Raw genomic sequence first — 13,270 nt, 5'->3', positions numbered from 1 at the left:
TCGGGAGATTTAGAGGGATATAAAACTTTTAATACCAACAAAAAGACTTTTAAAACATCCTCTTAGCCAATTGTCTAGAAGTTTAAAATATCTAATGATTCTTCGATTTTTAAATCTACGATTCTTTCTCGTGTATCTTTGAGTGCTTCTAACTTACCTTCTTTACGATATATATCTGCCGCTTTTTGAAAGTCTGCAATTGCTCCCTGTTTATCTGCGATTTCTAAACGAATATTGCCACGATTGTAATAAGCATCAGCATAATTTGAATGAATCTGTATAGCTTGAGTATAATCTTCAATTGCTCCCTCAAAATCTCCTAAATCTGAACGAGCATTACCACGGTTATAAAAAGCATCGGCATAATTAGGATTCATCTGAATTGCTTGAGTATAATCTTCAATTGCTCCCTCAAAATCTCCTAAATCTGAACGAGCATTACCACGTTTTTTATAAGCTATGGCATCTTGAGGATTAATCTTGATTGCTTGGGGAAATCCCGGTTGAGATCCTAATAAATAACGAGCAATTCCACGGTTTTTATAAGCATCAGCATAATGGGGGTTAATTTTAATGGCTTGGGTATAATCCTCAATTGCTCCTTGATTATCTCCTACATGAGAACGAGCTTCAGCCCGGTTTTTATAGGCTACGGCAACATTAGGATTAATTCTAATAGCTTGGGTATAATCATTAATGGCTTCTTCTAATCGACCCAGTTGATATAGGGCTAAACCTCGTTTATTGTAAGATTTTGCATCATGAATATTTATCTGGATTGCCTGAGAATAATCTGCGATCGCAGCTTCATAATCTCCTATTTGATAGTGAGACAAACCTCTTTTGTAATATAAATCGAAATCAGTATAATTGGCTTTTAAAGCTTGATTATAGTTGGTAATTGCGTTTGTATATTCTCCTTTTTCAAAACATTCATCACCTAATTTTGCATAAAGTATATTTAAATCTTCATCACGATATTCAGGTTGGAAAGAAGATTTTATTAAATGATTATTAGTTGGCTTAGATAGAATTTCCTGTTTCGGAAGATATTTATAAATTGGTGGTTGTTGCCTAGAAGAATTATTTATAGAAGATTGTAACTGTTCTAAATAGCACCATAAACCACCACCATATAGTAATTGCTCTATTCCAAAGGAAATTTTACCAGTTTTCAACTTAATCATCCGGGTTGGGAGAAAGCCAGCCAAAAAAAGGTGATACTCAGATTGTGCTTCACTCACATCCTCTTGAATCAAAATGCAAACTACAACTGCATTTTTTTCGACTTCTTCAGAACTAATTGACCATCTTACTCTGTCAATTCGACCATGACGAGATTTAACCTCAATACCAATAGATGGGTCAGAAGTCAAGGTAAAATCTATATTGCCATCGCCGCCGAATCGCTTTTCATAATCGACTTCGGTAATAAAATCAGCCAAACGTTCTTTGACAACTTCCTCACCCAACTTACCTTTGAGATAACTAATAAAAACATCACGGACTGGTAAAACACGCTTATATTTCTCAGCCATCAGCCAGCAAAATTCCCGTAATGCCCTTAACCTTTCTCCAGAGATGATAGTTAATTCACTATATTGACCTTCGGTTTCACAATGAAGCAGAGAACCAGATGTTAACCTTTTAATAAAATCAGACTGTAGCGATCGCAGTAGTGTAATCCAGTCCATTTATATTTCTGCGAATCTTTTAATGAGATTATTCTATTAAAATATCCATTCGGCGTAAACCTTTTAATTACCTTGCAGGATTTACATCAGTTTTGAAGGTGCAACCATGTCTGATTATGCCAGAGTTTGAGGAGTTGGGAGAGTGCGATCGCTGGGGATAATATAGCAGGAGGCAGGAGGCAGGAGGCATGAGGCAGGAGGTAAAAGTATTACTATTCCTAGCCTTGGGGTTTTCAAAATGTCCTAACCTATGTGGCTACGCCTATACATGAAATATTAATTAGCTAACCACCAAGACCGCAAATGACCCCAAATTACAACCCCAAGCTAAAGCCTCTCACCGACCTCGCTTGCGGGGAGAGGGTGGTGTTGTCTACGACACACTCTTGCGTTCGACCTCTTCCCTCCTGAATCTAAAGCATTAAACGATCCTGTTGACAATTGTCCAAACTTCCCCATCAGAGCGGACGTAAGGAACAGAGATTGTTTTGAATCCAGTGATGAAGGGTTTGTAATAAATCTGCCAATACATTGGACTGAGTTGATTGGCACAAGCTTTAAGAAAACGGACTTCTGCCGCCAGTTCAGATGCTAATTGATTAATGCGTTGAGCATGAACCTGTGCGACTTCTTTTGCTTCCTCTAACTGCTGCTGGATGAGAAGTTGTTTTGATTCACCTTGCGATCGCACTAGCTTACCTTGTTTTTGTTTTATCTGGCCTTCCAAAGCGGCGATCGCTGCATCTATGCCCTGGAGTTCAATTGATAATTGGGCATTTTCCCTGGCTTGACGGCGATACGCCTCCACCATTGCCTGGGGTGATTCATTCTCGCCAGAGATGACATTATTAATAGTGAGTTCAGCGCGTTCTTCTAGGAGAATCTGAATTTGAGATTTAAGCGCTGCCATTTCAGCCTGAATTTGCTCCATAAATCGAGTTTTAAGTGCTGAGTAAAATAGTTATCTGATTTGTTAAAAGCTTTTTGCACCTTGGGTATCGAGAGAAAGCGATCGCACCTCGGCTGTAATTCCTTCTTCTTGCCAAGCAGCTAACATCGCCGCCTCCACAGCCTCCGAGTGTAATTTATCTGCCAAAGCTAACAGTGTCGGCCCCGCACCACTAATTACCATACCATAAGCACCAGCACTAACAGCTGCGATGTTGAGAGCATCATAACCAGGAATCAAAGCTTTGCGATAGGGCTGATGCAATCTATCTTGCAAAGCCGTCTTTAACCATTGTCCGTTACCAGTTTCCAAGCCGCGTAATAATAAGCCCAAATGTGCTGTATTGAAAATCGCATCGGCGCGACTGACCTCAGTGGGGAGAACGCCCCGCGCCTCTGAAGTAGAAAGTTCAAAATTAGGAATAGCCACAACTGGTACAACATCTTTATGCCAAGGAACATCACAAATTTCCCAAGCTGTACCACTGGTAGCAGCAAGACGACATCCTCCCAACAAAGCTGGAACTACATTATCAGGATGTCCTTCCATTGCGATCGCTAACTCCATCACCTGCGACTGACTCATCGGCGCACCCTCCAGTTGATTCGCAGCAACTAACCCACCAACAATTGCTGTCGCCGAACTACCCAAACCCCTCGCCAACGGCACACCTAATTTAATCTCTATTTTCACAGTTGGCGGCGTCTGCTCTATATGCTGATAGAACTTGACAAAGGCTTGGTAAAGGAGATTACTCTCATCAGTTTGGACTCGTTCAGCTTCCGAACCCGTGACATGAATAGTTAACCCGCCCTCTTCTAGGCGAGTGAACTTGAACTCGTTGTACAGCTTTAATGCTGCACCGATGCAATCAAAACCAGGCCCCAAATTCGCAGTTGTGGCAGGAACAGTAACAGTGATGGCAGAAACAAGAGACATTGGTAAAACTCACTAATCATCAACTAGCATCCCATGTAAAGGGTTGATTTGTTTCTTATACCAATTTAATGTGAAGTTGCACATATCTCGATCCCCCTAAATCCCCCTTAAAAAGGGGGACTTTGATAGATGTTTTTCCAGTTCCCCTCTTTTTAAGGGGGGCTAGGGGGGATCTAATTCTATGCAGCTTCATACAAAATTGGTATTAGCGATCTAATTATCTGTTGTGGTAGTTTGCATACTCATCTGAGTATTGACGTTTTATTAACACTATTTTTTACGTAATGATTGAAAAATAGTGTTAATATTAGGCTATATATTGATTATTTATATTAACTATTTGAGAATTATTTGAAATTGATAGCCTACTCATACTGAGCGGCTATCAATACTTTGTTATTCTTCAGAAAGATATCTAGAGATAGCTCTTTTCGACAAGTCTTTTGGTCAAAAAACTTACTTCAAAGTTCCCAAAACGGGTGCTACTTCAACCTCGGAAATTTGCGGAGCCAAGAATCTCTTAGCATAAATCTGGGGATTTGTTTGCGAGACTATGGCATAAGACTGGCGAAGATTAGCATTGACTGCGACAGTCTTCACGTCGTACATCTGCATCGCCATTTTGGGATAGAAACCAATGCCAACAATCATCAGCAGAAAACAGGCAGCGATAAACACCTCACGGGGTCTAGCATCCTCGTAGACTGCATCTTCTGGCACGAAACAGTCTGTACCAAAACAAACTGTTCCGTCATCTTCTTGATTTTCCAAGCTGGCGTTATTAATGTCGCAGATGAGTGCTGCACCTTTCCCATAAAACACTTCTCGCAGCATGGAAAGTAGATAAATCGGTGTGAGAATAACTCCAACTGCGGCGAGAAAAACTGTGACGGTGCAGAAAGTTGAACTGTAAACGTCACTGCTTGTCATCCCAACGAATACCGAGAGTTCGCCAGCAAAGCCGCTCATACCGGGAAGCGCTAGGGATGCCATCGCGGAGATTGTAAACAGGGCAAAGACTTTGGGCATGGCTTGACCAATACCGCCCATATCTTTCATTACCATTGTGTGGGTGCGATCGTAAGTAACGCCCGCTAAGAAAAACAGCACTGATGCAATCAAACCATGCGAAATCATCTGCAACATCGCGCCGTTGATTCCTAAATCAGTGAATGAGGCAATCCCAAGCAGTACAAACCCCATGTGAGAAATCGACGAATAAGCCAAACGCCGCTTCATATTGGTCTGAGCAAAGGAGTTCAATGCACCATAGATAATGTTGACAACACCCAGAATAGCTAGAACCGGCGCAAAGTAAATGTGGGCATCGGGAAGCAACTCAAGATTCAGGCGAATTAGTCCATATCCACCCATCTTCAGTAACACACCAGCCAAAATCATTGATACAGGAGATGATGCTTCGCCGTGGGCATCAGGTAACCAGGTGTGCATCGGGAAAACAGCAAGTTTGACACCAAATGCAACCAGTAACCCTGCATAAAGTAGCAGTTGTAGTCCAAGGGGATATTCCTTCTTGGCGAGGGCGGTGATGTCAAATGTCATATCACCACCGCCGTATAAACCCATTGCCAAGGCTGCCACTAAAATAAATATAGAAGCTGCTGCGGTATACAACAAAAATTTCATAGCCGCATAACGCCGCCTTTGCCCACCCCAAATGCAGACTAGTAGGTAGACGGGGATTAGCTCTACTTCCCACATAATGAAAAATAGCAGCAAGTCTTTGGCAACGAATACCCCTACTTGTGCAGAATACAGCACCAGCATCAAAAAATAGAAGAGGCGAGGGCGGTGATCAACTTGCCAAGCCGAAAACATCGAGAGTGTGGTGACAAATCCTGCTAGCAGCACAAGTGGTACTGATAGTCCATCGACTGATACCGCCCAGTTAAGACCCAACTGAGGCATCCAGGCATAACTTTCTACAAGTTGAAAACTAGCACTGCTAGCATCATAATGTTTCCAAAAGGCGTAGCACATTAAGGCAAAGTCTGCAATCCCTACACCCAATGCATACCATCGAACGCGCTTACCATCTTTATCAGGCAGCACAGGGATGAGCAGGGAAGCAATGAGTGGCAGCAAGACAATTGCGGTAAGCCAGGGAAATTGATCCGCTATCATGTATATGAGAAAAAATACTTATTTGGGATGATGTCATTGTACTAAACTTTGTAACAATTTCTTCATAAGTCTTTATCCCAGTTAACCATAAGTCTTTATCCCAGTTAACCGCTTTGACTCAAAGACAATTGACTTGAAAATGGCGACTGGGGACTGGGGAAGAAAGATTATAATCTAGTCTTGTGTACGCAGTTCATGATGGCTATTTAGAAAGAAAGGCAGAGGGCAGAAGGAAAGAAGCATTAATAAAAACTTTAGTTGTGGGTCTAGCAGCCCACTAGTATAAAAAAATGTGTCGAGATGCGTAGCACGAGAAAACTTGGCGTACTTACTTCAATCCCACCTTTTTAAACGTGAGTTCCCTCCTGCCTCCTGCCTTCTGCCTCCTGCCTTCTGAATTGCTCACGGGACTAATCCAGCCCGCAAAGCACGGACGGCAGCCTGTGTCCGGTCAGCAACACAGAGTTTATTGAGAATACCTCGAACATGAGTTTTGACAGTACCGACTGTTAAATAGAGCCTTTTCGCAATTTCTGCATTGTCACAGCCGGCGACAATCAACTCTAAAACATCCATCTCTCTGTGAGTTAAAGGATAGCTGACTATACTTTTCTCTGTATCTGGGTCAATACCTTCAATCAAGACTCTTTTTCCAGATGCGCCTCTGCTGCCATCGGGGAAATCTTGACGTATTTGTTGTAGTACAAGGTCTGCGATCGCTGGATCAATCCATGAGCTACCTGAGTATGTAGTTTGCACAGCTTCTACTAGTTTCTCAGTTTCGATATCCTTCATGCAATAAGAATCTGCACCTGCTGCAAACGCTGCTAAAACTGCCTGTTCACTATTCTGCATCGTTAAAATGAGCAGCTTTGTTGTATAGTCTTCATTTTCTGCTTGATATTGCCTAAATGTGCGTGTTAGCTCAATACCATCCATATCAGGCAAACCAATGTCAATAGTAGCAACATCTGGCTTGAGACTTTTCAGAAGCTTGATGCCATCAGTTGCATTGGCTGCTTCACCAACAATATTAAACTCTGGCTGGGTTTGTAAGGCAGACCGTAAACCGATTCTTGTCAGGTTGTGATCTTCAATCACAAGGATCTTGATTTCACTCATAGTTGCTTAACTTTACTGTTATTTATCTCAAAGTACAGATTAAAATAATCTCGTTCTTCTATTCGGTATCTTATACAAAAAGCAATCCCTTTGGTATTGTTCCCTGAACTTCATCTACCATTGGGCATAAATATGGCAGTTCTTGCTTGAGTGAGGTACAAACCTGGATTTCTCGCAAGTGAGAAATCCAAGGAGTGTGGGGAGATAGAAAAAAGCAAAACCTCCCACACCTCCCACACTATGAGTGAGAAATCCGGGTTCTACCCCAACCCCAACCCCTGCACCTTAGCAAGAGGAGGAGACTATGATATACCTCATGTAATTAACCCCATAACCTTATCCCCTGACATCCTCCCACGGAAGATACCCAATAGGATTCCAAGAATTACTTCTTTCTTGGGTTTTCTCTTTCCATGACTTGACTTACTTGGAGGAATTTCTCCACCCACGCAGAGGTCGATGTCTCAAAAGGTAATCGACATTACCATGTGCTGCATATTGCAATATTATGTGCGTGTAGTTACTTAAAAAGAGATTAGACTCGGAAAATTTTAAAGGAAAATGTGAATCCTTAATCGTGTCAGCGCTGGTGAAGTAAGCTATTACTAGATTTGCTAGCGATAGCCAAGCACTTCTTTTTTTATTTAGCCATGTCTTTAACTAAAACTGTCAAAAAAGATAAAATTCTCATTGTCGATGATGTTTTTGACAATCTACTGGTGTTAGAAGCAGTCCTAGAAGATGAGGACTATGAAATTAGCTTGGTGGAAGATAGCAAAGTTGCTCTGGCTATGGTTGAGGAGTTACTCCCAGACATAATTCTCTTAGATGTGATGATGCCGGAGATCGATGGCTATGAATTTACTCGCCGCGTCCGGCAAAATCAGGCGTTGCCATTTATCCCCATTCTGCTGCTCACGGCTCACTATCAGTCTAGCGTTGTGGAAGGACTCGATGCTGGTGCAGATGACTTTATTCGTAAACCATTCGATCCTGATGAACTACATGCACGGGTGCGATCGCTCCTGCGCCTCAAGCATAGTATCGATGAACGAGATCAGATGGCTAATCTCCGGGCAGATTTTGTCTCGCGTTTTACTCACGATTTACGTATACCACTGGTAGCCTCCAACCGCGTATTAAAATTATTGCTAGAAGGCAGATTTTGCGAAGTTTCGCCACAGTTGCAAGAAATAATTGATACCATGATTGGCAGCAATCAAGACCTGCTGGAAATGGTAAATACTTTGCTAGAAGTTTATCGTCATGAAGCGGGCTGTAAAACCTTAAAAATTTCTCCCTGCAATATTCAGGAATTAGTTAGTGAAGTTTCCCTAGAATTAACTCCCTTAGCTGAAGAAAAAGGATTAGCTGTAAATATTGATCGAGATGAAACTGCAATCACCATCATGGGCGATCGCGTAGAACTGCGACGAGTATTGACAAACATCATCGGCAATGCTATCAAATTTACAGACAAAGGCTCTGTAGATATTCACTGCTACCTCACTCCGGCAGATGTGACTATTGATATCCAAGATACGGGGCCAGGAATTTCTAAACCAGACCAAGAAAGATTATTCGAGCGATTTCGTCAAGGAAAACACCAACGTTCTGGTAGTGGTTTGGGGCTATATCTATCTCGCTACATTATCGAAGCACATCAAGGCACAATCGATGTCATATCTGAACCAGGGCAGGGTAGTACATTCACTATCCGTCTACCGATAGCTGGCGAAAACTAAAAGTAGGGATTCATAGAAAAACCTCGTCTTGGCTAAAGAGGAGAAATCCTGATGAGCAAAGTCGTGGGTTGAACTTTCTAAAGATGAGTAACGTTTTAAGAGAATTGCTCTCTAAAAATAAAGATTCATTTCTTTAGTTTATCTAAAGCCGCATCTAAGTTATCAAATTACCTTTCTAAGATAGAAGCAGCAACTATAAGTTGCTATAGATGACTAAAACCCAACTAACAGCTAGTGGCTGCGGAGAACATAAAAATGACAAAAGCGCCAGAATCTTTGGACTTATCTACTTACGATGCTACAGACAGAGCCTTAGATCGTGATTGTACAACCTTATCCCGTCACGTTCTCCAACAACTTCAGAGTTTTTCGCCAGATGCACAAGATTTAAGTGCGCTGATGAATCGCATCGCCTTGGCCGGCAAACTGGTTGCTCGGCGCATGAGTCGCGCTGGTTTAATGGAAGGCGTTCTTGGATTTACTGGAGAAGTTAATGTCCAAGGCGAATCCGTCAAAAAGATGGATGTCTACGCTAATGATGTATTTATCTCAGTGTTTAAGCAAAGCGGCTTAGTCTGTCGCCTCGCTTCTGAGGAAATGGAAAATCCCTACTACATCCCGGAAAATTGCCCCATTGGCCGCTATACCCTGCTGTATGACCCAATTGATGGCTCATCTAACACTGATAACAATCTCAGCTTAGGTTCCATTTTCGCTATTCGCCAACAAGAAGGAAATGATAGCGATGGTAAAGCAACTGACCTCCTCACCAACGGACGTAAGCAGCTTGCTGCCGGATACATCCTGTATGGCCCCTGCACAATGCTGGTTTATACTATAGGTAAGGGCGTTCATTCCTTTGTCCTCGATCCCAGCTTAGGAGAGTTTATTCTCACAGAAGAGAATATTAAGATTCCTAACCACGGTTCTGTGTATAGTGTGAACGAAGGTAACTTCTGGCAGTGGGAAGAATCGATTCGAGAATACATCCGCTACGTTCATCGTACAGAAGGCTACAGCGCTCGTTATAGCGGCGCAATGGTCAGCGATATCCATAGAATTTTGGTTCAAGGCGGTGTATTTCTCTACCCAGGGACAATTCAAAACCCAGAAGGTAAATTGCGCTTGCTGTATGAAACCGCTCCTCTCGCCTTTTTGATTGAGCAAGCAGGCGGCCGTGCTACTACAGGACTGGTAAATATCTTGGATGTGGTGCCAAAAAAACTGCATCAGCGCACGCCTTTAATTATTGGTAGCAAAGAGGATGTCGCAAAGGTGGAGTCTTTTATTCAAAACGGACACTAGTTGTAGAAAGCAAGGGACTGGGGACTGGGGACTGGGAACTAGGGACTGGGGACTGGGGACTAGGGACTAGGGAGTAGGGACTAATATTTTTTCTTAGCACTTAGCACTGGCTCAATGCCCCGCTATCTATGTACAGGACTCAGCACTTTAAAGACAGAGATAGGAGAAAAAAGCTTGTAAATTAGACTTCTGAAATTTTTCAACTCCATAGTTCAATAGTTATTTTTGCCATACAGCACTAAAAGACGGTAACAAAAGTATCAAGGATGCGTCTAGCCTATGGCATTAATTAAAAGTTAATCATGGTGATTTAGGATTGGGAATGCAGAGTAGCACTTCTTAAAGATGTATTAAAGATTATCTCAGCTGGCCGATGCGATAAGTGGTTGGCAACGCCACAATTCAAAAGTCACCATCAACATTTGATGGGTTTTGCCAACTTCACTTGGCGACATCACTATACAGGAGTGAAACAAATTAGAGCTATGGCTACCAATCATCTACTAGAAATTAAGCAATACGGTCAAAGTATCTGGATGGATAATTTGACTCGTGACATTATTCAATCAGGCGAACTCAAAGACCTGGTGGAAAATCAAGGTATATCTGGGATTACCTCTAACCCAGCTATCTTTGAAAAAGCGATCGCTGGTAACGTTATTTATGATGCCGATATCGAAGCCGGAGTCCGGGCTGGCTTACCGACATACAAAATTTACGAATCCCTAGTTTTTAAAGATATCCGTAACGCCTGTGATATTTTACGCCCTGTTTATGAAGCCTCGGATAGACTAGATGGTTATGTGAGTATCGAAGTCCCGCCAACCATTGCTCATGATACTGAAGCCACAATAGCCGAAGCCCAACGCTATTTCCAAGAAATTGATCGGGAAAATTTGATGATTAAAATTCCCGGTACAGAACCAGGTTTGCCAGCAGTGGAACAGGCGATCGCAGATGGTATGAATGTCAATATTACGTTACTATTTTCTGTAGAAAGCTATATCAACACAGCTTTGGCTTATATTCGTGGCTTAGAAAAACGGGTGGCTGAGGGTAAGGACATTAGTAGAATTGCTTCAGTCGCCAGCTTCTTCCTCAGCCGGATTGATAGCAACATCGACGGCAAGATTGATGCTAAGTTGAAAAAAGGCGTTGATGATATTTCCGTGGAAGCAAAGCTAAGAGCTGTTAAAGGAAAAGTAGCGATCGCTAACGCTAAGATTGCGTACCAAGAATACAAGAAAATCATCAGAAGTGAGCGTTGGCAAGATTTGGCAGCAAAAGGAGCCAAAGTACAGCGGCTACTTTGGGCTAGCACCAGCACCAAAGACCCCAACTACAGAGACGTGATGTATGTCGAAGAGTTGATTGGCGCTGATACTGTCAACACCGTTCCACCAGCGACCATTAAAGCTTGTGCCGATCATTGTAACGTAAGCAATCCCTTAGAAACAGATTTAGACAAAGCTTACACGCTGATCGAAAACCTCAAAGATCCCGACATCAACATCGATCTCGATAACGTCATGGATGAACTGTTAGTTGAAGGCATTGACAAGTTTATCCAGCCCTTCCAGTCCTTGATGAACTCTTTAGAAGACAAGATCAAGGTATTGTCACCAGTGTAGGGAACAGAAGAGGGGAAAAGGTTAAAGGGTAAAGGGTAAAGGTATAATTCTTCCCCTTTCCCCCTTCCCCTTTCCCCCTTCCCCTTTCCCCAATCCTAGTACCAAATCCAAAATCCAAAATTGTTATGGTTAGTCTGCTAGAAAATCCCTTGCGCGTTGGTCTGCAACAACAAGGGATGCCTGAACCCCAGATTATAGTCATTTTTGGCGCTTCTGGTGATCTCACCTGGCGCAAACTAGTGCCAGCGCTTTACAAATTGCGGCGAGAACGGCGTATTCCCCCAGAAACGACCATTGTCGGTGTGGCACGTCGAGAATGGAGCCACGAATACTTCCGTGAACAAATGCAAAAGGGCATGGAAGAGGCGCATCCTGATGTCGATTTAGGGGAACTCTGGCAAGACTTCTCTCAAGGTCTGTTTTACAGTCCTGGGGATATAGACAACCCCGAAGGCTACCAGAAACTAAAAAACTTATTGAGTGAATTAGACGAAAAACGGGGCACGCGAGGTAATCGCATGTTCTACCTCTCAGTTGCCCCCTCATTCTTTCCTGAAGCTATTAAGCAGCTAGGAAGCGCCGGGATGCTAGAAGATCCCTACAAACATCGTCTAGTAGTTGAAAAACCCTTTGGTCGAGACTTGGCTTCTGCCCAAAGTCTTAACCAAGTGGTACAGAAATATTGTAAAGAAAACCAAGTATACCGGATTGATCACTACTTGGGTAAAGAAACAGTCCAGAATTTGCTGGTGTTTCGCTTTGCCAATGCGATTTTTGAGCCGTTGTGGAATCGTCAATTTGTTGACCACGTGCAAATTACCGTGGCAGAAACCGTGGGAGTGGAAGACCGGGCTGGTTACTATGAAAGCGCCGGCGCACTACGGGATATGTTGCAAAATCACCTCATGCAACTTTACTGCCTAACGGCGATGGAAGCACCCAACGCAATGGATGCCGACAGCATCCGCACAGAAAAAGTGAAGGTACTCCAAGCTACTCGTCTAGCTGATGTTCACAATCTGTCGCGGTCAGCAGTCCGTGGTCAATATAGTGCTGGCTGGATGAAGGGTCAAGCAGTGCCAGGGTATCGAGTAGAACCAGGTGTTGATCCCAACTCCACCACACCCACATACGTCGCCATGAAGTTTTTGGTAGACAACTGGCGCTGGAAAGGTGTTCCTTTCTACTTGCGTACCGGAAAGCGGATGCCGAAAAAAGTCAGTGAGATTGCCATTCACTTCCGCGAAGTTCCATCTCGGATGTTCCAATCGGCTGCCCAACAGACAAACGCCAATATTTTGACGATGCGGATTCAGCCAAATGAAGGTATTTCCCTGCGTTTTGATGTGAAAATGCCGGGGGCAGAATTCCGCACCCGTTCCGTTGATATGGACTTTAGTTATGGTTCCTTTGGCATCCAAGCAACATCTGATGCCTACGATCGCTTATTCCTTGATTGTATGATGGGCGATCAAACATTGTTCACCCGCGCAGACGAAGTAGAAGCAGCTTGGCAGGTAGTAACACCAGCCCTTTCCGTTTGGGATGCACCCGCCGACGCAAATACTATTCCCCAGTACGAAGCCGGTACCTGGGAACCAGCCGAAGCAGAATTGTTAATTAACCAAGATGGCCGCCGCTGGCGCAGACTCTAAATATTAGTCATTAGTCATTAGTCATTGGTCATTAGTCACTAGTAAAAACACAAATGACAGATGACAAATGACAGATGACAAATGA

General features: G+C 43.1%; 9 protein-coding genes. 4 read left to right on the top strand and 5 right to left on the bottom strand.

Features of this window, described 5'->3' with window-relative positions:
- Window positions 1-74: 74 nt before the first annotated feature.
- The 5 genes from A4S05_RS31850 to A4S05_RS31830 form a co-directional block, all read right to left on the bottom strand.
- Complete coding sequence (locus A4S05_RS31850; RefSeq protein WP_069073768.1) at window positions 75-1,694, bottom strand: tetratricopeptide repeat protein; 1,620 nt, start codon at window positions 1,692-1,694, stop codon at window positions 75-77.
- A gap of 421 nt (window positions 1,695-2,115) precedes the next feature.
- The gene (locus A4S05_RS31845) at window positions 2,116-2,625 is read right to left on the bottom strand and encodes a hypothetical protein (RefSeq protein ID WP_069073767.1); all 510 of its coding nucleotides are present in this window, start codon (window positions 2,623-2,625) and stop codon (window positions 2,116-2,118) included.
- Window positions 2,626-2,667: 42 nt separating this feature from the next.
- Entirely contained in the window at window positions 2,668-3,582 is a 915-nt protein-coding gene (thrB, locus tag A4S05_RS31840; protein ID WP_069073766.1) for a homoserine kinase, read from the bottom strand.
- A gap of 456 nt (window positions 3,583-4,038) precedes the next feature.
- Window positions 4,039-5,727, bottom strand: a complete 1,689-nt coding sequence (locus A4S05_RS31835) for an NAD(P)H-quinone oxidoreductase subunit 4 (RefSeq protein WP_069073765.1) — start codon at window positions 5,725-5,727, stop codon at window positions 4,039-4,041.
- A 402-nt stretch (window positions 5,728-6,129) separates the two neighbouring features.
- Window positions 6,130-6,849, bottom strand: a complete 720-nt coding sequence (locus A4S05_RS31830) for a response regulator (protein WP_069073764.1) — start codon at window positions 6,847-6,849, stop codon at window positions 6,130-6,132.
- Between the two features lie 650 nt (window positions 6,850-7,499).
- On the opposite strand from A4S05_RS31830, the gene A4S05_RS31825 reads away from it, so the two are divergent.
- The 4 genes from A4S05_RS31825 to zwf all read left to right on the top strand — a co-directional run bounded on the left by A4S05_RS31825 (window position 7,500) and on the right by zwf (window position 13,185).
- Window positions 7,500-8,594, top strand: a complete 1,095-nt coding sequence (locus A4S05_RS31825) for a hybrid sensor histidine kinase/response regulator (RefSeq protein WP_069073783.1) — start codon at window positions 7,500-7,502, stop codon at window positions 8,592-8,594.
- A 255-nt stretch (window positions 8,595-8,849) separates the two neighbouring features.
- Window positions 8,850-9,899 (top strand): class 1 fructose-bisphosphatase, encoded by a 1,050-nt coding sequence (fbp, locus tag A4S05_RS31820; RefSeq protein ID WP_069073763.1) that lies wholly within the window; start codon window positions 8,850-8,852, stop codon window positions 9,897-9,899.
- A 485-nt stretch (window positions 9,900-10,384) separates the two neighbouring features.
- Window positions 10,385-11,530 (top strand): transaldolase, encoded by a 1,146-nt coding sequence (gene tal, locus A4S05_RS31815; protein WP_069073782.1) that lies wholly within the window; start codon window positions 10,385-10,387, stop codon window positions 11,528-11,530.
- A 125-nt stretch (window positions 11,531-11,655) separates the two neighbouring features.
- Entirely contained in the window at window positions 11,656-13,185 is a 1,530-nt protein-coding gene (zwf, locus tag A4S05_RS31810) for a glucose-6-phosphate dehydrogenase (protein WP_069073762.1), read from the top strand.
- Window positions 13,186-13,270: the final 85 nt, after the last annotated feature.

This window comes from Nostoc sp. KVJ20 (assembly GCF_001712795.1).
In the GTDB taxonomy this organism is placed as follows: Bacteria; Cyanobacteriota; Cyanobacteriia; order Cyanobacteriales; family Nostocaceae; genus Nostoc.
The sequence above is the reverse complement of the archived record's forward strand: the minus strand, read 5'-3'. Positions and strand labels throughout refer to the sequence as shown.